The organism is Ignavibacteriales bacterium, assembly GCA_026390575.1.
In the GTDB taxonomy this organism is placed as follows: domain Bacteria; phylum Bacteroidota; class Ignavibacteria; order UBA10030; family UBA10030; genus Fen-1298.
The window spans coordinates 100,603-121,046 of record JAPLFR010000008.1 but is presented as its reverse complement, the minus strand read 5'-3'; the positions used below and the strand labels follow the sequence as shown (position 1 = coordinate 121,046).

The following is a 20,444-nucleotide window of genomic DNA, read 5'->3' as shown; positions in this document are numbered from 1 at the left end:
ATGAACTGAGGTTGTTATATAAATCGTTCAATCATCCAGTAACAACCGGCAGAGACCAATGCAGATACTGGAATTGTAATGATCCATGCAATAACAATTTTTCCTGCGAGTCCCCACTTCACAGCGGACATACGTTTTGTTGCGCCTACTCCCATAATTGCGCCGGTAATAGTATGTGTTGTGCTGACCGCAATGCCGCTGAACGCGGTAATAAGCAATGTAAATGCACCAGCCGTTTCCGCACAAAACCCGCCTACAGGTTTCAACTTTGTCACTTTTTGTCCCATCGTTTTCACAATGCGCCAGCCGCCGAACATCGTTCCTAGCGAAATGGCGGTATAACATGGAATAATGATCCACCATTTTATTGGAAAATCATCAGGGCCGCTCGTTTGAATAAGCTGTGCGTTGATAAGCAAGATTGTGATAATTCCCATTGTTTTTTGCGCGTCATTTGCACCATGTCCGAGACTATAGAAAGCCGCAGAAACAAGCTGCAGTTTTCTAAAAACACCATTGATTTTTGATGATGGATGTTTATGAAACATCCACATGAGAAGCATCATCATACCAAACCCCAATACCATACCAAGCACGGGAGCAACAACAATAAAAATAAGTGTTTTTATCCAACCGCTCCAGATGATGGAGCCAAAACCTGCACGCATAATTGCTGCACCGCCCAATCCTCCCATTAATGCGTGTGAAGAACTGGACGGGATGCCGTAATACCATGTTATTATATTCCACGCTATTGCACCAAGCAGCGCAGCCAAGATAACATTTTCGTTCACTAAACTAGGAGTCACAAGCCCTTTGCCGATTGTCTTCGCAACATTGTGACCAGTAAAAAGGAATGCCGCAAGGAAATTAAAAAACGCTGCCCATAGGACTGCTTTTCGTGGTGTGAGTACACGTGTTGAAACTATCGTTGCAATCGAATTTGCCGCATCATGAAATCCATTGAGGAAATCAAAAACCAGCGCGATCAAAACAATAAAAACAATAAGTGACATCATATAACAAATGTCCGGTTAGTGATGCTTTCTAAAATATTTTTCAATATTCGTTGAAGCATAGTATGTTGGAAGCGAGTGTTTTGCCGTTTAGAGTTATTGCAATGGCATTAATTGTGTTTTATCAGGATGCCCTCAAGTACATTTGCCGCATCCTCACATTTATCGGTCGCAGTTTCTAATCCGACAAAAACTTCTTTGAGCTTGATGATCTGTACCGGATCTTTTTCTTTGTCAAATAAATCCGCTACTGCCTTATCGAATATATCGTCCGCTTGATTTTCGTACTCGTTCACTTTCGTGAATGACGCTTTGAATATTTCTATTTCATCGAGTTTGCGCAGGAGATGAACTCCATTCGTCAATTCAGCTATTGACAGAATCAGCACGTCAATAAGTTGTATCACCGCTTTCGGAACGCGTGTTATCTTGTAGAGCGCAAATCTGTTTGCGCATCCGTCTATATGATCAAGAATATCGTCTAATGCCGAGGCAAGTTCATGAATATCCTCACGGTCAATTGGAGTAACAAACGTTGAATTGAGTTCCGAGAATATTCGATGTGTTATCGAATCACCGTCATGTTCGATGTCTTTGATTCGCCTTGCGGCATCCTCACGCTGGGCTTGTGTTTTGCATAATGGGAGCGTCCTCAATACGACGCCGGCCTTTACCAGATTCTGTGCAGATTCTTCCAATAAATTATAGAAGTTTTCATCATGCGGGAGCAGCATTTTTAAAATTTTATCAATTTTCATAAGTATTCTTTATTAATATGTAATTGGTCTGTTGTAGATGTCTCATTTGTCTTTGAATGAACTGCTGTACCGTTTGCCTTGATCATTGAGTAAACACACGTTTCCATGACCATTGCAAGAATGAATAGGATTCCTTGAATAAGTTTTATCTCTCCATTTGATTAAACGGAAGACTTCAGAACTTTCTCTTGTAATTTTGTACGATAGCCTTCAAGTTTTGTGGTAAGTTCCTGAGAAGCAAGTGCAAGTATTTCTACGGCAAGCAATGCGGCATTCACCGCTCCATCGATGGCAACTGTAGCGACTGGAATACCAGCTGGCATCTGAACGATAGACAGCAACGAATCTAATCCATTAAGGGATTTTGATTTGATAGGAATGCCGATCACCGGTAATGTTGTGACAGCGGCGATAATTCCTGGCAAATGCGCTGCACCCCCGGCTCCAGCGATGATAATCTTTGTTCCGCGTACCTTTGCTGCTTTCACATACGCAATTGTCTGTTCTGGTGTGCGGTGTGCGGAAAGGACTTTCATTTCGCACGGAATATCAAACTCTTTCAGTATCTGCCGTGCGGGTTCCATCGTCTCTGCATCAGATATACTTCCCATAAGTACAGCAACAATAGGTATTTGAACCGACTTTTCAGTATTTAATAGAATCATATAAATAATCTCCTTCGGGATGGCATATTCTTTTTCAATTTAAATGAATATTTACAATAAAGCACACGAATACTATATATTCTGCGCAGCTTTGGAAAGACGATCCATGATCGCTGCACCGATTCCTTTTTCTTCAACACTCTCCACAAGCATACAGTCAACATTTAAGGTATCTAATTCACGAAGCGCCCGAAAAATATTCCGGCCATAACGTTCAACAGAGGAAGAGAGAATGATATGGAATCTTGTTGTTTCGATGGCGTTCAAATCTTCTGAATACGTAATTATACCAACCTTTTTTCCATCGTCTTTCATCTTGTGCAACTGTTGTACGAAAGCATCGCGGTCGTTTCTCGGAATAAGAACTATGTGCGCCTTCGGTGCATAGTGACGATGGCGAGTACCCGGCGAACGCCGAAGTAATTCTTGATCACTTGTTCGGCGAGTCTCTCCTATTTCCTGTTCAATATCTTCACGGCTTAATCCGCCAATGCGTAAAATAGCTGGCGGGTCAAGTGTCACATCTATGACGGTCGATTCCATACCAATGGTTGTCGGTCCTGCATCAAGAATAATATCAATTTTTCCGTTTAAATCATGATAGACATGCTCAGCCGACGTTGGGCTTGGGCGCCCGGAAATATTTGCACTCGGTCCAACCATGCCGCCTTCAAATCTTGTCAGCAACTCTAAAGTTACCGGGTGATTTGGAATTCTTATTGCGACAGTATCCAAGCCGGCAGTGACAATATCCGGAATATTCGCTTTTCGTTTTACGACAAGGGTAAGCGGACCGGGCCAGAAATGCTTCGCCAGTTGTAATCCTTTATCTGAAATCTCTGTTGTAAAATGCCATGCGATTTCCAGAGATGCAACATGTACAATAAGGGGGTTATCAGAAGGTCTCCCCTTCGCATCAAAGATTTTTTGTACAGCAGCTGGATTGAATGCATCTGCTCCGAGACCGTAAACTGTTTCAGTTGGGAAGGCAACCAATCCTCCTGAACGAAGCGTTGCAACTGCATCATTCATATCGTCCGGATCCAGATGTTCGCCGAAGAACTGTATAATCTTTGTTATTGGCATTTCTTTGTTTACTCCACCACCGCTAAAAGCATTTCCGCTATGTCCTTTACTTTTACACTCTCTGTTGCTTCCTTATCTTTCACCCCGTCTTCTAACATTGTCAGACAGAATGGACAAGCAGTTCCGATTATATCCGGTTTGAGCGCAAGCGCTTCTTCCGTTCGCTCACTATTGACGCGTTTGCCTTCATTTTCCTCCATCCACATTCTGCCGCCGCCTGCACCGCAGCAAAATCCTTTAAATCTCGACCGTTTCATCTCCAACGTATTCACACCTGGAATTGCTTTGAGAATTTCTCGCGGTTGATCGTATATATCGTTGTACCGTCCGAGGTAACACGAATCGTGGAAAGTTACCTTTGCCGCTTCTTCTTTTGTAACCTTCAGTTTACCTTCATGAATCAGATTGAGTAAGAAGTCAGTGTGGTGAACAACTTCATAATTACCACCAAACTGAGGATATTCATTCTTCAGAGTGTTGAAACAATGCGGACATGTTGTCACAATCTTCTTCACATTGTATCCATTGAGAGTCGTTATGTTATCTTTCATCAGCATTTGAGCAAGATACTCATTGCCAATACGCCGGGCAGAATCACCGGTACATTTTTCTTCCGTTCCAAGAATGGCGAATTTAATTCCCGCTTTCAGCATCAACGTTGCAAAAGCTTGAGTCACTTTTGTGTAACGCGCATCGAAAGCTCCAGCACAGCCAACCCAGAAAAGAATCTCCGCATCGTTTGCTTGCGACATTTGCGGGATATTCATTCCTTCTGCCCAATCGGCGCGCGCTGATGCAGGGAACGCCCATGGGCTAAAATTCGTTTCTAGATTTTTGAACACAACCTGAACCTCTGGCGGAAAATTGGATTCCATCAAAACGAGACTACGGCGCAATTCGACAATTGCCGGAATATGCTCGTTGTTGACAGGGCATTCCTGTACACATGCCATACAAGTCGTGCAAGCAAACAGTTCCTCTGCTGTGAGATAATGATGCAACAGTGTGTTTTCTAAAAGATCTTTCTCCCCCTCTTTGACTTTAGCTACTTTATCACCATCGAATAATAATGGTCCCTTTTCTGCAACACGATGCCGTATATCTGTCATGATTTTCTTGGGGGAAAGCTTTTTACCTGTTATATTTGCCGGGCATGACGCTGTACAACGACCGCACTCAGTGCAGGTATAGCCATCAAGCAATTGTTTCCAGGTAAGATCATCAACATCTGTTGCACCGAATTTTTCTACTCCTTCAGCTTCAAGATCAATTGGCTTCAATGCGCCTTTTGGTTTCAAGGATGAAAGAAAGACATTCGGCACCGATGTCAGTATGTGTGCATGCTTTGAATACGGCAGGTAATTCAGAAATCCAAGCACAAGGACAATATGCACCCACCAATAGATTTCAAATAAGACATTGTTTGTCGATACATTTGATGAAGTTAAAATTGGAGCAAGTGCCGCTGATAGGAAGCGACCTCCTTGATTCAAATCAGTTTGAAGCCGTACCGCATTCTGTCCTAACAAACTTGTCATAATAAGAAAAATGGTTAAGAGAATTGCGGTTGCATCTAGTTGTGCATGCCTATCAACTTGCAGCCTCTTTGGCCGAAGAATATAGCGGCGGTACAAGGCAATACAAATCCCTGCGATCACTAATCCTGCAAAAAGTTCTTGGCAGAATTGCAAAGGCTGATAGAAAATACCTATAAAACGAAATGTGAAGCCGGAAGAGAGTCCTTCGCCGATTGCTTCCAAAACGGACGACAGTAATACCAGGAATCCCCAGAAGATAAATGCGTGCATCAATCCAGGTATCGGTTCGCGGAAGAGCTTCGATTGGCCGAATGCCACTGTCATCATCTTTTTAAATCTTTCCCATAGATGATCCAGTCGATTCTCCGGCATGCCGATTGAGATCAGCTTTATCATTCGCCTCAGACTTACTCCAAATAATCCGAATGCACCTAACAGTAAAACTGCAAAGACGATTGCCTTCGTTGTCATTCCATCTTTCCTTTTTATTGATTACATCTTCAGAATTGAATCCATAATTGTTACTGCTTCGCCCGCAATACTAATGTCTTCAACGATGTTTTGTTTAAGTCGAAGCCGAATCTTCACGCGTCCGGCTCGTTGAATGTCATCTCCCTGCTCTCCAATAAATTCCATTCCACCGTCAGGCATCTCATGGCATGCAACCGGATATCCTGCAGGTAATACATATTTATGCAGATAGAAGCCAAGAGGTCCATTCGCTGAACCTGTCACAGGGTCTTCATCGATACCGTAGTTTGGTGCAAAGAATCGGGAATGCACTGCGGAATATTTGTCCTTTGTTTCCAAAGTAAAGACACAAACACCTGCCATTCGCATTTTCGTTAACTCGAAATCAAGCGTTTTAAACTCCGGTTTTAGTTTTTCGATAACCTTAAGTCCGGTCACCGGTATATAGAGATACGAATCAGTAACTACAGGCAAAACTTTTTTCACATCTTTCCTATACATCCCTAACGCATGAAGCATTTTATCGGATACTATTTTTTTGACTTGAAATTTTGGTGTCGGCAACTCGAATTCAATTGTTGTACCGTAGAAATTTTTCTCCACTCGCACAGCGAGAATTCCGCTCTTTGTTTGCAGCCGAAAGTAATGTTGACCGTTTGTGCGCATACCTTCCATCCCCTCTTCTGCAAGAGCATGAAAGCTTGCAATTGTTGCATGCCCGCAGAGAGGCACTTCACCGACCGTTGTGAACCAGCGAATGCGAAGATTTGCATCCGGTTCTGTTGCAGGAAGAATGAACGCCGTCTCTGAAAGATTTAATTCTCGTGCGATCAGCTGCATTTGACTATCAGCCAGTCCATTGGCATCGAGAACCACTCCAGCCGGATTGCCCGCGAACGGTTTCTTTGTGAATGCATCAACAATTTTAATACGGTAAGTTTTCATTATCTCACCTTCCCATGAATTGAACAACGATGTCGCGATTCCGTGCTCGGTTGTCGAAATCTATCAACACAATTTGCTGCCACGTTCCAAGAAGCAACTTACCGCTGGCAAATGGCACCACGAGCGATGGACCAAGAAACGATGCCCTGACATGCGCATGACCGTTTCCATCTCCCCACGTATCATCGTGGTGATAACGCACATCGCTTGGCGCAATCCGTTCCAGCATTTCCGGAATATCTTTTTTTAATCCCGGTTCAAATTCAGTCGTCGTGATAGAAGCAGTAGAACCAACGACAAAGAGTGTTGCAGTGCCTTCTTTCAAACTATGCTTCTGAAGCAACGCATCGACCTGGCCGGTAATATCGACAACTTCCGAGTTTCCTTTGGTCGCTGCTCGAATATGTTCTGTTATGATTTCCATGGCTGCAGCGCTATTAATGTAGTTTGATGCTTGATGAAAATTAATAAGTCGTCTTTAATGAAAAACGAGTTCGGGCTCGGCGTCTTCAAGCCTTGAGCGATAACGTCACTGTAAAGCGTCTTTTCTGTTTTTAAATCACAAACTGCCAGGAGATTATTCAGCAATGACGAATCTGATTGATTTTGTATTCGGCGATATTGACTTACGATAAGAATTCCGCGATGTGAAATATATTCAATCCAGCCTTCAAGTGCCTTACCTTCCGTCAATCGTTGAACGATTTTCCTGAGTGCTGCGTCTGCTTCATTCTCATCAAATACTTCAGGGAATACTACATCCTGCTGATGCTCTGATTCTTTTTGCGTTACTTTTTGTCGAAGTTCCTGCAACAGATCAAGAGTGTCGGAGTGCTCATGTAATAATGTTCCCGTGTTGATGTCAAGTTCGCAGCCGAGATGTTTTTCAAAGAGATATTTATGCGCGTAGAGTGTTTCATGATCGATGAACCAGAACGCAAGAGTATCGTTTCTCCAGAGAAGTTTGCCTGATGGAATGTCAATAACACGAATGCCGCGATGTTCCGGCATATCCGGCCTGACAAATCCATGCAAAATCATCCATTTCTCATGCACTGCTTCAATTCCAATCCACCATGGTTCATCAAACCCAATATGTTGCCACAAAGGTTTCCCGGAATGTATGTCAATGCAAAAGAAACTTGTCGATTTCGTTTCTTGATTACGTGTTTCACCAATAATGAGATTATTTGAAGTGAAAAATATTCGCCAAATTAATGCGCCGGCATCGAAAATCCATGCCGGTTTCAGCTGTTTTTCTTTAAATAATGGGATAAGAGAAGCCATAAGATGGAATAACATACCGCTTTTTTAAAGTAGTTTCAACCGATAGCAGTATAACAAAAAAAGGTCAACGAGAATCTTGTTGACCTTTCGAAATAAATTATTTATGCAGCTTATTATTGATCGCTCACAAGCTTTTCAACCTCAGCGATCAATTCTTTTTCTGTCGGTTCTGTACCTGGCGCAAATTTTTCCACGACATTTCCTTTCCGATCCACAAGATATTTTTGGAAATTCCATTTTACAGCTCCAGGAACCGGAGATTCTTCGGTAAGATAGTGGTAAAGCGGATGCTGGTCATTCCCTTTCACACTAATCTTTGAAAACATATCGAATGTTACGCCATACATCGTTGTGCAAAACTGTTTTATTACAGAATCTGTACCTGGCTCCTGCCATAAAAAATTGTTCGCCGGGAATCCGAGAATCATGAAGCCGCGGTCTTTGTATTTTTCATAAAGTGCTTCTAGTCCTTTATACTGCGGTGTATGGCCGCATTTAGATGCGACATTCACAATCATCAGTACTTTTCCCTTGTAGTCTGAAAGTTTTTTATCGTTGCCATCAATCGTCTTCATTGTAAAAGAATACAGCGCCGGTTGTGTTTCCATCTGCTTCTCCTTGGTTTGTGCCAATACATTCATTTGAAACATAAGCAATGCTGCAAGCACTATGACGTTTGTGTATTTCATTGTTGCACCCTTTGTGATTCGAGTTTATTGAATTTCATGGTACAACACTGAACACAGGGAGAAAAGTTTCAGCAGTTTAGGATTAGTTTTGCCCTCTCACAGGAACAATCCACCATGCTATGATGTAACCGATAAAGAATGGAAAGAAACCGGTCGCGATACCAAGCACGATGACAACGAGCCGAATAATGGTCGGATCGGTGTCTGTCATTTCACCGATACCGCCGCAAATACCTGCAATTTTCTTGTTCGTTTGTGATCGAAAGAGCTTTTTCATATAGTACCTCCTGTTAGATTGCTAGAGCGTCTGTGTTGCATTCGATACGATGCCGCGGTGTGGAGTGATTTCATTCCCACCTGAGAACCGGACATCACCTATGATTTTCATCTGTCGAATGTCACCTGCTGCTGTATACGCAAGTTGCGGGAGAACTGTTGCAGTCACTATCAGACTGAATATGGGAAAAGGAATTGTTTTATGCTGCGGAAGATGTTTATATGAATAAATCTCTATGACAAGGAGTTTAAACAGTGGTTTCAAGCTCATCAGATGTTCATCTGAACCAAGAATTCTTAGGTAAGCGAATACCGATCTCAGGATTTCCTTTTCAGATGTAATTGCTTGATCGGCATCAGATTGCATTTCATCGATCTGTATTCTGATATGCAATTCCTTTACTATTGGGTCCAGAGTACATGTCTCCGTCCAAGAAAAGAAGGGATGACGTTTTTCAAGGCTTGAATCAAGTTTCCAAATATCTAACACTGTAGTCTTTTCGCCCTTCTCGAGCATCAATAAATCCTTCGTATGAACAATTGTTTTTTCACGAGTTTGATGATCGAGTAATTCCTTCTTCTGCTTATTTATTTCATCCTTGTTAACCTTCATGTGCGGATCAAGGAGAGAACCCTTGATCATATACATAACAAATGCAAGTAAACTCAAATATGTGATTACAAAAATACGAACTGCTATTGAGCTGTTATATGTCGAGATCCACCAAACCATAGGTACAGCGACTAATAGTAAAACTATAGGAACAGCAATAATCCATGGATTCCACCACCATACTTTTCTTCTTTTGAAATAGGCAGGTTTTGTGGTCATGGGAACCTTGTTCTTCTATTTGTAATTTGCTAAGAAAAGAACTACTGTTTTCTTATTCTACAACAACTTTCCGCAATTGCTTTGTTTTGCTCCGTGCTTTTTTTGTGCGTAACCGCACTTCACGAGCAGTGTGTGTCGGCTTAGTAGCGATTCGTTTCTTACGAACAATCAATGCGGATTTTAGAAGATCTGTCAATCGTTCAATTGCTAACTGCTTATTCTTCCATTGGCTTCTTGTGTCCTGCACGACAATATGCAATATCCCGGATGAATCAAGTTGAGAAGTGAGACTGTTCAGCAAGCGCTGATGGATGTGATTTGGGAGGCTTGGTGAATTTGCCAAATCGAATAATACTTCGACCCGGGTTTCTAACTTATTCACATTCTGTCCGCCCGGCCCCCCGCTTCTGCTGGTTTTAAACTGCAATTCAGCGTATGGAATTTTCAGCGAGTGTGAGAGAACGATATGCGATGCAAGCATGACCGATCTTAAAAGAAATAATAGTGCGCCGCAATTTGCGGAAGAGGAATTACGCGTCCATCAGAAAAATATGTGAACATCCCTTCTAATGTGACGTGCAAGGCGCCTTGCACATGAAATTCACCGCCGATACCCGCACCCACACGAAATGGCCCGGCAACTTCATTCGAGCCATTCCCATTATAGAAAAAGGACATCGCCGAACCGACAAAAAATCGTGTCGTGTTATTTCTCACAAGATCATATTGAAACTCTCCTCCGATGCTCATGGAAAGCTTATCTGACGTTTTTATTATACCAAAGACTCCTTGGACGGATGCTTTGGAAGGTAAGTGCGACCGAAAGCTTAGGCCGATACCGGAAGCCCACCCAGCAGAAAAACCAAGTCCGTAGACCGCCTTTGTTAATCCTTCAGCATTTGATAAACCGGATGTGCTGACCTGTGCATGGGAAAATGATGCAATTAGCAGTAGAGCAATACTCAAACCGAACACATTTTTTTTCATCGTCATCTCCAGAGAAATTCAATAGAACAACAGAATCCAAATAGCTGGTGATAAGATACGATTTTCTCTTTGAGAAGAGAAGAGTTGAACGAAGAAATCTGGCTTGGGGATATTCACAACTTTAATTCATAATTTCATTTCGGCGGCCAAGCCGTACAGCTCATACATCTCTTCAACGATTTAGTGGTCAAGAAATTGGCATAGAAGCTCGAAGCGATTGTACTCGTACCAATTGTCACAATTTCTATTAAAAAACCAGAGAACACTTCAAGAAAGCCCAAACCGCCGCAACTCCCTGAAGCGATTCTTGTATTTAATGTAACGGAATACAAAGGAGATGTCAAGCCGCCATACGTCAGAAACAAGCACGTACCTCTCCGATCGCTCTAAGCGGTCGGAGAGGTATCGTTCGTCGCGTAATAACGATCTGAACAAATTATTACGGAGTAATAGTATCCACTTTTTCTAATTTATTCCCTTCGCGTTTGTCGGCACGCAAGAGGAGAATAGCGAAGATCAATCCGACAATGCCGAGCATGGAAAACATTACCATGCTTGCTGTGTATGCTTGCGTCGCATCGCGCAGCAATCCGTTAAGCCATGGAAACAATGCAAGACCTATATTTTGAATCGTCGTTGTCAATCCAAATGCCGTGCCCACACGATTCTTTTCCACGATAAGCGGAATCGATGGCCACATCGCCGCAGGAACCATAACAAATGCTGCTCCAAGGACAATCATTGGAAGTGCAGGGGGAATCATCGTGAATGCCATTGTGAGAAATGCAGGCACCATAAGAATTGAGCCGCCGACCATTACCGTAGCACGTTTGCCAAAACGATCAACCAATTGCCCGAAAAAGGGCGCAAAAACCATAGAAGCAAATATTATGATTGTGGTAGTACCGCCTGCCGTGCTAAACATGTGAATAACATTGTAAAACACTTGAGTGAAGAATCCGCCTTCTGATCCGGCTGTAAGCGGTAATCCCCATTTACTATTAAAAAAATCCGTGGAAAGCGCTGTGAATGGAAAGATTGCGGAATAGAATGTGACACAGAGAAGCGTGACATACCAATATGATGAACGAAATTTCTTTATATCGGCAAGAACAATTTTATCACCACCGCCTTCTTCCTGAAGTTTGAGGATACGTTCACCGCGGCGATCTAAAAATATATAAAGAGCATTCGCAAGCAGCGACAGAACGCAGAAAATGACCGCTGCCCATAAGGCTGCACTGTAGTTCTTAAAATATTCCGCTATCAATGCTTCTGTGTTGAAACTGAAAAGTGTCCCGAGCCGGCTGATTGTAAGTCCGATGCCAAATGCAAATGCCAATTCCTTTCCTTTGAACCAACGGGTAAAGATTGCACTTTGTGCGACTACCAGTGATTCTGATCCCCAGCCAAAAATAAAACGACCAAAATAAAGAACCCAAATGTTTGGCGCTACGGCAACAATAAGCGCACCGACTGTAACAAGTGCTGAAAAAAGAAGACTAGCGCGGCGCGTTCCAATCCGATCGATAAGCAAACCGCCTATGAACACAGAAAGAATTGCCGCAATACTGTAGAGCGTGTACATTTGCCCGATGGATTCGCGGCCTATACCAAGCGCAGTAATAAGTGTAGGAGCAATCGCACCAACGCTGTCATAGGCAAAATAACTGCCGAAGGTCAGAAAACTAACAATAAATAAAACTGCGTATCGATATGGACGTCTCGATGGATGGAAGTAACTGCTGGAAGATGGGATTGAATCAGTCATAAAATTAATCCTTTTAGAATAAACACTTTAACTTGATGGTAGAAGGGGAACAGTAGACAGGAAAGGGAAAATGGAAGAAGGAAGATGGTAAAAGAATAATATTCTGAAGCCATGAATAATCAATTCCTTGACCTTCGATATCGGATGAACCCTGAAAGCAATGAGTCAACAGAATTAATCTGATTTGTTAAAAGCTGATAGTCAGCGTCATTGATCATTTCTAAGGAACGAGAGAGTTCTATTTGTGTATCGAGTTCACTGAGCGAGCCGCGCGCAACAACAAATAAATACAATGCATCCTTTTTTGTTTGTCGCGCAGATCCTTCGGCAATATTTGACGGAATTGAGACAGCTGCCCTTCGCATTTGTGAAACCAATCCATACTTCTCTTCAGATGGAAATTTCTTTGTCACCGCATAAATAGATTTTGTCAATTCAAAACTTTTAAGCCAAACATCAAGTTTTTTGTGGCTCTTCTCCATCCCCTTTTACTTTCTCCCCTCTACTTATTTCCTTCTTCCTTCTACCCTCTACCGTTTACCTTTACTTTACGTTCTTCAGGATCGCGAGGAGAAAATTCCAGAATTTATCCACTGTGTCGATATGAATTTTTTCGTCGGGGGAATGAACTCCTTCGAGGGTTGGGCCGAAAGAAATCATATCCATACCCGGATATTTCTCTCCAATAATGCCGCATTCTAATCCTGCGTGAATTGCTTTTACGTCTGGCTTTTTGTTGTAAAGCGACTGATAGGTCGTTCTGGCAATTTTCAAAATTGAAGAATCCATTTTTGGTTTCCATCCGGGATAACCATCTGTGGTTTCTACATTTGCTCCGCCGAGCATGAAGACAGATACGACCGAATGCACAACTTCATCAATCTCCGATGCAACTGAACTTCTCTGGCTTGTTGTTAACGTGACACCTTTTGTATCTGTGCAGATAATCGCAACATTTGTCGATGTCTCTACTAATCCCGGTATATCTGCGCTCATCTTTATTACGCCATGAGGTAATGCAGAAATCGTTAATAGTATTTTTTTCTGTAATACTTTCTTTAAAACTTTTCCTTTCGATTTTCCCTTTACCTCTTCTAAAATAATTGCAAGATCAGATTCAACATTTGGCAATTCATCTTTGATAATAGAATTGTATTGGGAAACAACCGCGCTGGCATCATTTAATTTCTTATTCGGGATATACACCATAGCTTCGGCTTCTCGCGGGATTGCATTGCTTTTATTCCCGCCATTCAATGTAGAAATTCGCACACCAAGCTTGTCAAGTTCCAACAAAACACGATTCAGAATTTTTATTGAATTGCCGCGTCCTTTATCAATTTCCAATCCCGAATGCCCGCCTTTCAACCCTTTTACTTTTACGATTGCAGGAGCATATTTTGGCAGAACAGTTTCATATGAAGCTTTCCATGTACCAATAGAATTTTTTCCACCGGAGCAGCCGACATAAATAGCACCCTCTTCTTCGGAGTCCAGATTCATAAGCGTTTTGCTTTTGATGAAATCCGGCTGCAAATTGTTCGCGCCCGTCAATCCCGTTTCTTCGTCTACGGTGAATAAGAACTCTAGCGGACCATGCTCAAGCGACTTGTCTTCCATAATAGCAAGATTTGTCGCAACGGCGATTCCATTATCCGCACCGAGTGTCGTTCCATTCGCCATCAAAAAATTGCCCTTTACAACGAGATCGAGCGGATCTTTCTCGAAATTATGGACTTTGTCTTTATTTTTTTCACACACCATGTCAAGGTGACCTTGCAAGCACACGGAAGGAACATTTTCATGCCCTTTAGAGGCCGGCTTGCTGACGACAACGTTGAGCACTTTATCTTGTTTTACTTCCAGCCCCAGCTTCTTTGCAGTCTCAACGATGTATGCTGATATTTTCTTTTCGTTCTTAGAACCGCGTGGAATCTTGCTGATTTCAGCAAAATACTTCCATACTAATTCTGGTTTCAGACCTGATAATGAATTCGACATATCAACCTCTTTTATTGTTGAGAAAAGACTTTTTTTGTTGACGTAAGCCCTAATTTATGAGCTTGTAACAGCAAAATCTCCTAATAAGTTCGTTAAGAGTAACCTTCGCAAGGTAATCTAACCTTCCGAAGGTTGCCTTGATAATAGCTCAGATAACCTTCGGAAGGTTTCTTCGTTTACTACATCATCGCTGTAGGCGGTGCAGGTTCATCTGCCCTGCCTGCTTTTGAAAGCGGGATGTAAATTAAATACAAAGCAAGGATTGCAAAAATCGGAATCGCCAGCCACGATGCAATGGACTGAAACATCTCGAGTGTCCAGAACTTCGCTTCAAGACCCATCTGATCTTTGGCAAAGACTACAGTTGCAATAAACAATCCCATTAATGCTTCACCCGCAATTAATCCCGAAGCCGACAAAATACCAGCGTTTTCAACTCGTGCTTTTTGAGCCTCATTGTAGCCGCGTTTAGATGCTCGTTTATCAACATGTCCGCGAATCAACCCTCCGATGAATATTGCGAATGTCGTTTCAAGCGGAAGATACATTCCAACCGAAAACAACATCGGACTTTTCACTTTTATCAGGATCAATGATATTCCTAATGCGATACCGACAAGAACTAACGGCCAAGCCATTTCACCGCCGACAATTCCTTGTGATAGAGCCGCCATAAGCCCAGCTTGCGGTGCAGGAAGATTACTGGAACCAAACCCACCGGTTAAAGGATTACTTGCTAAATCCGAATTGTGAAGAACGTACAACGGAAAGAACATCACAAGTCCCGCAAGTACAACCCCAATTATGTCGCCTATCTGCATTTTCGATGGAGTGCCGCCGAGAATATAACCAACTTTAAGATCTTGCAGCATCTCGCCTGCTACCGCTGACGATACACAGACAACAGCTGCAACACCAAGGACTGCAGCAACGCCTTGTATACCGTTGACACCGACCACCACCATTGTCAGTGCGGCAACAACAGTTGTTGCAAGAGTTAATCCAGAAATAGGATTATTCGATGAACCAATCATTCCGACCAAATTTCCAGAAACAGCAGCGAAGAAGAAACCTGTCACCAACATCACAATTGCAGCAAGGACGGCACCAAGAATCATATTTGTAAAATAAAAATACAACCCAATCATCAGTGCGAAAATTACTGTTATACCAAGGATGACAACCTTGAACGATAAATCTTTCTGAGTGCGCTCGGTTGCGGCTGTTGCCGTTGCAGATTTCTTTACATCGGCAATACCGCGTTTAATACCGAGAATCAAATTCTTCCGCATTTTCCAAAGTGTATAGCACGCACCGACGAGCATTCCACCAACTGCAATTGGGCGTACAATGTAACGGTACAAATGTCCGGTAATTGCAGCCCATGCTGCAAGAGAATCTCCATTGCTGGAAACGAGATACTTATCAATCATTTGCGGGCCGAGGAAGAAGACGAGCAATGGGACAAACAATCCCCATGCTAAAACACCACCGGCGAAATTTAAAGCACCAAGTTCCGGTCCGATGATATAGCCAACGCCAATATAGGCCGGTGTTGCCGCAGGAGCGGAAATTGTCGTGATACCGCCGCCAAGAATTTTTTCAGAGTCGGAGTTCAAGCCAAGTTTTACGAAAGATTCTTTCAACCGTCCGACCATCACTTGAAAATCATTCGAGGAATGAAATATTCCCAAACCATCCATCAATTTAATGACTGCGCCGACTGCCATTGCTTTAAAAAGCGAAATCGCGGCATCGGCACCGCGCTGACCTGCTTTGTGAATTTCCGAGGCTGCAACGGATTCTGGAAACGGCAACGTCTGATCTTCCACCATGACACGCCGAAGAATTGTTACAAACATGATTCCAAGCACACCGCCCAGAATCATCAGCGCAACGGCAGTCAGATACTCTGTGAACATACTCTGCGGTGTAAAATTCCAAATGCGTAAAATAACAAATGCCGGAATAGTAAAAATTGCGCCCGCGGCTACCGACTCACCAATGGAACCGACTGTTCTTGCAAAATTTTCTTCAAGAATGGATCCTTTCATAATTTTCAACAGCGCCATCCCAATCACTGCCGCAGGATATGTTGCCGCAATTGTCATTCCTGCTTTTAAACCGAGGTACGCATTTGCCGCACCCAGCACAACGCACATCACTAAACCGATGAGCAGTGCTCTGATTGTAAATTCTTTCATATTGGTGTTCGACGGAACATATGAAATAAATTTCTTACCGCTTACTCCATTATTCACATCTGCCATACAGTGCTCCTTGTGTTTGAGTTCCTTACCACATCAATGAATAAAAATTGCTTTCGTAATGTACCAAGCCATTTGCGGATTCTCTTGCAACCGGCGTGTTGAATAGGCATACCATTGTTCACCAAATGGGACATAGACTCTGAGCCGATGTCCATCTTTCACGATTTGATCGCGTCGCTTTTCGCGCACACCGAGAAGCATCTGAAACTCATACTGCTCTTTTTTCAATCCCAATTTCTCAATCATTGCGTACGCACCATTTATCAAGTAATCATCATGCGTAGCAATACCGACATAGCAACCGTTTTCAAGAATGATCTGAAGGAGCTTTAGATAATTGTTCCTAATTTCCTGTCGTTCCTTATACGCTAACGCTGGCGCTTCATTGTAAATTCCTTTACACAATCGGATATTTGCCCCGCTTTTTACCAAAGCACGTACATCGGCTTCGCTTCGACGAAGGTACGCTTGAATGACAACACCCGTGTTGCTCAATCCATCTGACTTAAGATGTTGATAGATTGCAAGAGTATCGTCTGTTGTTGTTGCATCTTCCATATCAATCCGCACGAAGTTGCCAAACTTCTGTGCTTCTTCAATAATCGTCTTTATATTGCGATGAGCGAGTTCCTTATCGATCTTCAAGCCAAGTTGTGTAGGTTTAATAGAGACATTGGATATTAATCTGTTTTCTTGGACAGAATGGAGAATTGAAAGAATTCCCTTTTTCACTTCTTCGATTTCAGCGACATTTTTCACATCTTCGCCCAACAGATCCATTGTCGCCATTATTGTTCTCTTGTTAAGTTCCTTAACGAGATGAATACCATCTGATAAGGCAACCCCGGCGATGTAACGCTTCGCTACTTGTCCTACAATTGCTTTTGGAATAAATGGAAATGCTGTGGTAATAAGCTTATTGAGTACTGCCATAACTTTTTATTAGCGCCAATTTTTATAAAATTCAATCAATCAAATCGGAGTCAATATAGCCACACGGGCTCGGAAAAGCAAGGAAGAACATAGAAACGCATTGTATTGGAGGGGATAAAATACAAAATTCCTCATTGTTTTATGATGGTGATTATTTAGTCTGAGTAAATTAAGAGAATTTTATGTATGATTGAATATGAAAGATTTTAACTGTTTCAGGAAAATTAGGATTTCTAAAATCTTTATGTGGGAACTGATAATATAGATGCCTCTTATTGAGTGGGATAACGCATTTTCAGTCGGCAATAGGGAGATTGACGAGCATCATAAAAAATTCTTTCATATTATCAATATGCTCTTCGATTCAATGAAAACTGGAGAAAAAGAAGAAATACTCCTACCTGTTTTGAAAGAATTGCAGCAATATGTTCAATATCATTTCAAAGCAGAAGAATCATTGATGAAAATGTACGCGTATCCAAATATTTCCAGTCACAAGGCAGAGCATGAAGATGCTATACAAAAAGTAAATAAATTTATCATCGATTATGAACGAAAAGATGATAAACTTGCGATCGATGTACTGAACTTCTTGAGCAATTGGCTCCAGAATCATATTCTTCAAACAGATAGAAAATATATTCCTTATCTGAATAAAAAAATATAAATCCTCTAACTATACTGTCCTACCGTCAATTAGCAACATCAACATGTATCGAGACAAATTTACATTTAATAATGTGGTGAATGAACATGACAACACAAAAACATTTGCGAGTCCTGGTTGTAGACGATCAGGAGTCTATCAGAGAACTTTTGCGGCGCCAATTGGAGAAGATCGGGCACACGGTTGTAGGCAAGGCATCAAATGGCATGCAAGCAATCGAACTCACCAGATCCTTGGAACCGGATATTGTGCTCATGGATATTGAGATGCCCAAGATGGACGGTCTCGAAGCAACAAAAATAATATTGGATAAATATCCGAGACCTGTAGTCCTGCTCACCTCACACGAGGATCCGGAGATGGTCAGGCGGGCAAGTCAGGCAGGAGCTGGTGCGTATCTCTTGAAACCACCAAGTGCAGAGGAAATTGAACGGACAATGATCATTGCAGCTGCGCGTTTTGCAGACCTCTTGGAATTACGCCGGCTCAATGCAGAATTGAAACAAGCTTTAGATAACGTTAAGGTATTAGGTGGATTGCTCCCTATCTGTGCCAATTGCAAAAGCATTCGTAATGATAAAGGTTATTGGAAGGCAGTAGAGGAATACCTATCAGAAAATAGCGATGTGCATTTTTCGCATAGTCTGTGTCCGGCCTGCATAGACAAGCTGTATCCGGACTATAAGCCGAAGAAAAACCAGTAGATGAAGTTCAAAGATGAACCTGTTAAGAGAAATCGACCATGATAAGAATACTTACTACCACCGAATTCGGTTCATGAACTTTTATACCCTAATGCCTATATAATAAAAGGTACTCCGCACTCCAATAATTATATTTTTTCAACACCTTTATTGTCGTATCCTGCAGCATCATTTCTTTTGTCAATTCTGTCTGATAGAAAATAGAATTTGAGGAGAAAGGATCCCAAAAGATAAGACATTCTGGATACTTCTTCAGTGTATCCTTATTGAATAGCGCATAATGCCTCCCCCCGGCCGGAGACACATCCATAATATATGCAACAATACAATTATTACTCAGTACAGTCAGATCCGGATATTCGTTCAGAAACTCTTTTGTCAGAGTAATCACAACCCTGTTATAATTTGCCCATAGCCGAGGATGAGCCGTCAATGTGCAATTGAACACAACAACACCGAAGACAAGAATTGAAAGTGCAAATCGACCGCTTGATGATTTTAATCTATCAAGAATCTCCGACATACCATAGACAGATACGATCCCGAATAAAGGCCCGATAACGGTAATATACCTTAACTCTCCAATGCTTCCTGTCCAGTGAAATATCTCTGCTCCGGCAATCGTATGAAAGATAATGGTAATCGCTATTGCGGCATAGATAATTCCAAAGTCGGCGCTCCTCTTTGCCCGCCTAATAAATATGACGCCTGCAATAAATAGAATCACTTGGGCAAATCCGAATGTTGTTTGCAGATTTTCTACATAATGTGTTAACGAGGCGCCAGGTATAAACTTCCCTATATCCGTAAAATGTTTCCATTCCTTGAAGAATGTCATGATATTTCCTGATATGATCGTTGTCGAACTAATCCAGAGCAACGGACCGATCAGTACGAGTGGCAATATTTTCCATTCTCGTTTGTGGGTGTATACGAGGAACATCAAACCTGCAAAAATGTACATTTCACTCCGGCATAATATTACTGCTGAAGCTAATGCCAGGCTCCATCCGTGTTTTCTCTTCAGGTGATAGTAGTAGGAGAGCGAAATTAGAAAAGCAGTTGGCATTTCCGTCATACATGCATACGAGAGATCAAAGAGGATTGGTTGCAGCCCGACGAGAATGACAACCCACTCAGCATGCTTTATTCCTTGAAGCACGGCAATCCGGTATGCGATCAGAAGAAGGCAAAGGAAAAGCCCGCACGCAAAAAACATTGTGAATGTATGTCCGAGTTGTGCCGGCAGAGCAAATAGCCATTGAGGTATAGGCCTATGCCAGGTTTGTACTGTTATTGGTAACGCTTGCAGCACAAATCTGCTATAAAGATAATGTGATAATTCGTCGATATAATAAAAACCGTTCGATTTAAGAATCCAAATAGATTCTATAACGGCAACCACAGCAAGAAAAAAAATGAGAAGCGGCTTTTTAAAATAAGGTTCTATGATTTTCATATTATTTCCGTCATTTCGTAACTGCTCAGCATTTATATAAATAGAGGAAAAATTTCCTCTCTTCTTAGGAGAGGTGAGCGCCTTTGGCG

General features: G+C 42.1%; 21 protein-coding genes. 2 read left to right on the top strand and 19 right to left on the bottom strand.

From position 1 onward, the window contains the following. Positions 1 to 14: 14 nt before the first annotated feature. From NTX44_06745 to NTX44_06660, 18 genes are all read right to left on the bottom strand, one after another. On the bottom strand, positions 15 to 1,019 hold the full coding sequence (locus NTX44_06745) for an inorganic phosphate transporter (GenBank protein MCX6121302.1): 1,005 nt from the start codon (positions 1,017 to 1,019) through the stop codon (positions 15 to 17). 107 nt (positions 1,020 to 1,126) lie between these two features. Continuing rightward, positions 1,127 to 1,774 (bottom strand): DUF47 family protein, encoded by a 648-nt coding sequence (locus NTX44_06740; GenBank protein ID MCX6121301.1) that lies wholly within the window; start codon positions 1,772 to 1,774, stop codon positions 1,127 to 1,129. Positions 1,775 to 1,935: 161 nt separating this feature from the next. Continuing rightward, positions 1,936 to 2,439 (bottom strand): 5-(carboxyamino)imidazole ribonucleotide mutase, encoded by a 504-nt coding sequence (purE, locus tag NTX44_06735; GenBank protein ID MCX6121300.1) that lies wholly within the window; start codon positions 2,437 to 2,439, stop codon positions 1,936 to 1,938. A 72-nt stretch (positions 2,440 to 2,511) separates the two neighbouring features. Beyond that, positions 2,512 to 3,525, bottom strand: a complete 1,014-nt coding sequence (locus NTX44_06730; GenBank protein MCX6121299.1) for an L-threonylcarbamoyladenylate synthase — start codon at positions 3,523 to 3,525, stop codon at positions 2,512 to 2,514. An 8-nt stretch (positions 3,526 to 3,533) separates the two neighbouring features. Further along, the gene (locus NTX44_06725) at positions 3,534 to 5,534 is read right to left on the bottom strand and encodes a (Fe-S)-binding protein (protein MCX6121298.1); all 2,001 of its coding nucleotides are present in this window, start codon (positions 5,532 to 5,534) and stop codon (positions 3,534 to 3,536) included. Positions 5,535 to 5,555: 21 nt separating this feature from the next. Next, positions 5,556 to 6,479 (bottom strand): PhzF family phenazine biosynthesis protein, encoded by a 924-nt coding sequence (locus NTX44_06720; protein ID MCX6121297.1) that lies wholly within the window; start codon positions 6,477 to 6,479, stop codon positions 5,556 to 5,558. 4 nt (positions 6,480 to 6,483) lie between these two features. Next, positions 6,484 to 6,903 carry a secondary thiamine-phosphate synthase enzyme YjbQ gene (locus NTX44_06715; GenBank protein ID MCX6121296.1) on the bottom strand — a complete coding sequence of 140 codons (420 nt, stop codon included), beginning with the start codon at positions 6,901 to 6,903 and terminating at the stop codon, positions 6,484 to 6,486. Next, positions 6,891 to 7,766: a DUF4905 domain-containing protein gene (locus NTX44_06710; protein MCX6121295.1), complete on the bottom strand. Its 876-nt coding sequence runs from the start codon at positions 7,764 to 7,766 to the stop codon at positions 6,891 to 6,893. The genes NTX44_06715 and NTX44_06710 overlap by 13 nt, the downstream gene beginning before the upstream one ends. A gap of 113 nt (positions 7,767 to 7,879) precedes the next feature. Continuing rightward, the gene (locus NTX44_06705) at positions 7,880 to 8,374 is read right to left on the bottom strand and encodes a glutathione peroxidase (GenBank protein MCX6121294.1); all 495 of its coding nucleotides are present in this window, start codon (positions 8,372 to 8,374) and stop codon (positions 7,880 to 7,882) included. 163 nt (positions 8,375 to 8,537) lie between these two features. Continuing rightward, on the bottom strand, positions 8,538 to 8,732 hold the full coding sequence (locus NTX44_06700) for a PspC domain-containing protein (GenBank protein ID MCX6121293.1): 195 nt from the start codon (positions 8,730 to 8,732) through the stop codon (positions 8,538 to 8,540). 21 nt (positions 8,733 to 8,753) lie between these two features. Then, positions 8,754 to 9,563: a hypothetical protein gene (locus NTX44_06695; protein MCX6121292.1), complete on the bottom strand. Its 810-nt coding sequence runs from the start codon at positions 9,561 to 9,563 to the stop codon at positions 8,754 to 8,756. A 52-nt stretch (positions 9,564 to 9,615) separates the two neighbouring features. Beyond that, positions 9,616 to 10,044 (bottom strand): alternative ribosome rescue aminoacyl-tRNA hydrolase ArfB, encoded by a 429-nt coding sequence (gene arfB, locus NTX44_06690; protein ID MCX6121291.1) that lies wholly within the window; start codon positions 10,042 to 10,044, stop codon positions 9,616 to 9,618. Between the two features lie 8 nt (positions 10,045 to 10,052). Continuing rightward, the gene (locus tag NTX44_06685) at positions 10,053 to 10,550 is read right to left on the bottom strand and encodes a hypothetical protein (GenBank protein ID MCX6121290.1); all 498 of its coding nucleotides are present in this window, start codon (positions 10,548 to 10,550) and stop codon (positions 10,053 to 10,055) included. 439 nt (positions 10,551 to 10,989) lie between these two features. Next, positions 10,990 to 12,321, bottom strand: a complete 1,332-nt coding sequence (locus tag NTX44_06680) for an MFS transporter (protein MCX6121289.1) — start codon at positions 12,319 to 12,321, stop codon at positions 10,990 to 10,992. 119 nt (positions 12,322 to 12,440) lie between these two features. Beyond that, entirely contained in the window at positions 12,441 to 12,803 is a 363-nt protein-coding gene (locus tag NTX44_06675; GenBank protein MCX6121288.1) for a four helix bundle protein, read from the bottom strand. A 61-nt stretch (positions 12,804 to 12,864) separates the two neighbouring features. Next, entirely contained in the window at positions 12,865 to 14,322 is a 1,458-nt protein-coding gene (locus NTX44_06670) for an aminoacyl-histidine dipeptidase (protein MCX6121287.1), read from the bottom strand. Positions 14,323 to 14,501: 179 nt separating this feature from the next. Beyond that, positions 14,502 to 16,592: an oligopeptide transporter, OPT family gene (locus tag NTX44_06665; protein MCX6121286.1), complete on the bottom strand. Its 2,091-nt coding sequence runs from the start codon at positions 16,590 to 16,592 to the stop codon at positions 14,502 to 14,504. Between the two features lie 33 nt (positions 16,593 to 16,625). Beyond that, positions 16,626 to 17,525, bottom strand: coding sequence for a proline dehydrogenase family protein (locus tag NTX44_06660; protein MCX6121285.1), 900 nt, complete (start codon positions 17,523 to 17,525; stop codon positions 16,626 to 16,628). A 265-nt stretch (positions 17,526 to 17,790) separates the two neighbouring features. Here NTX44_06660 and NTX44_06655 point away from each other — a divergent pair, with 265 nt between their 5' ends. Next, complete coding sequence (locus tag NTX44_06655; GenBank protein MCX6121284.1) at positions 17,791 to 18,192, top strand: bacteriohemerythrin; 402 nt, start codon at positions 17,791 to 17,793, stop codon at positions 18,190 to 18,192. A gap of 86 nt (positions 18,193 to 18,278) precedes the next feature. Beyond that, entirely contained in the window at positions 18,279 to 18,896 is a 618-nt protein-coding gene (locus tag NTX44_06650) for a response regulator (GenBank protein MCX6121283.1), read from the top strand. Positions 18,897 to 18,984: 88 nt separating this feature from the next. On the opposite strand, the gene NTX44_06645 is transcribed toward NTX44_06650, so the two are convergent. After that, complete coding sequence (locus tag NTX44_06645; GenBank protein MCX6121282.1) at positions 18,985 to 20,355, bottom strand: hypothetical protein; 1,371 nt, start codon at positions 20,353 to 20,355, stop codon at positions 18,985 to 18,987. Positions 20,356 to 20,444: the final 89 nt, after the last annotated feature.

Bases quoted from the DNA above. Each gene is read 5' to 3' on its own strand.
- NTX44_06745 (MCX6121302.1), bottom strand. From the start codon at position 1,019: ATGATGTCACTTATTGTTTTTATTGTTTTGATCGCGCTGGTTTTTGAT.
- NTX44_06740 (MCX6121301.1), bottom strand. From the start codon at position 1,774: ATGAAAATTGATAAAATTTTAAAAATGCTGCTCCCGCATGATGAAAAC.
- purE (MCX6121300.1), bottom strand. From the start codon at position 2,439: ATGATTCTATTAAATACTGAAAAGTCGGTTCAAATACCTATTGTTGCT.
- NTX44_06730 (MCX6121299.1), bottom strand. From the start codon at position 3,525: ATGCCAATAACAAAGATTATACAGTTCTTCGGCGAACATCTGGATCCG.
- NTX44_06725 (MCX6121298.1), bottom strand. From the start codon at position 5,534: ATGACAACGAAGGCAATCGTCTTTGCAGTTTTACTGTTAGGTGCATTC.
- NTX44_06720 (MCX6121297.1), bottom strand. From the start codon at position 6,479: ATGAAAACTTACCGTATTAAAATTGTTGATGCATTCACAAAGAAACCG.
- NTX44_06715 (MCX6121296.1), bottom strand. From the start codon at position 6,903: ATGGAAATCATAACAGAACATATTCGAGCAGCGACCAAAGGAAACTCG.
- NTX44_06710 (MCX6121295.1), bottom strand. From the start codon at position 7,766: ATGGCTTCTCTTATCCCATTATTTAAAGAAAAACAGCTGAAACCGGCA.
- NTX44_06705 (MCX6121294.1), bottom strand. From the start codon at position 8,374: ATGGAAACACAACCGGCGCTGTATTCTTTTACAATGAAGACGATTGAT.
- NTX44_06700 (MCX6121293.1), bottom strand. From the start codon at position 8,732: ATGAAAAAGCTCTTTCGATCACAAACGAACAAGAAAATTGCAGGTATT.
- NTX44_06695 (MCX6121292.1), bottom strand. From the start codon at position 9,563: ATGACCACAAAACCTGCCTATTTCAAAAGAAGAAAAGTATGGTGGTGG.
- arfB (MCX6121291.1), bottom strand. From the start codon at position 10,044: ATGCTTGCATCGCATATCGTTCTCTCACACTCGCTGAAAATTCCATAC.
- NTX44_06685 (MCX6121290.1), bottom strand. From the start codon at position 10,550: ATGAAAAAAAATGTGTTCGGTTTGAGTATTGCTCTACTGCTAATTGCA.
- NTX44_06680 (MCX6121289.1), bottom strand. From the start codon at position 12,321: ATGACTGATTCAATCCCATCTTCCAGCAGTTACTTCCATCCATCGAGA.
- NTX44_06675 (MCX6121288.1), bottom strand. From the start codon at position 12,803: ATGGAGAAGAGCCACAAAAAACTTGATGTTTGGCTTAAAAGTTTTGAA.
- NTX44_06670 (MCX6121287.1), bottom strand. From the start codon at position 14,322: ATGTCGAATTCATTATCAGGTCTGAAACCAGAATTAGTATGGAAGTAT.
- NTX44_06665 (MCX6121286.1), bottom strand. From the start codon at position 16,592: ATGGCAGATGTGAATAATGGAGTAAGCGGTAAGAAATTTATTTCATAT.
- NTX44_06660 (MCX6121285.1), bottom strand. From the start codon at position 17,525: ATGGCAGTACTCAATAAGCTTATTACCACAGCATTTCCATTTATTCCA.
- NTX44_06655 (MCX6121284.1), top strand. From the start codon at position 17,791: ATGCCTCTTATTGAGTGGGATAACGCATTTTCAGTCGGCAATAGGGAG.
- NTX44_06650 (MCX6121283.1), top strand. From the start codon at position 18,279: ATGACAACACAAAAACATTTGCGAGTCCTGGTTGTAGACGATCAGGAG.
- NTX44_06645 (MCX6121282.1), bottom strand. From the start codon at position 20,355: ATGAAAATCATAGAACCTTATTTTAAAAAGCCGCTTCTCATTTTTTTT.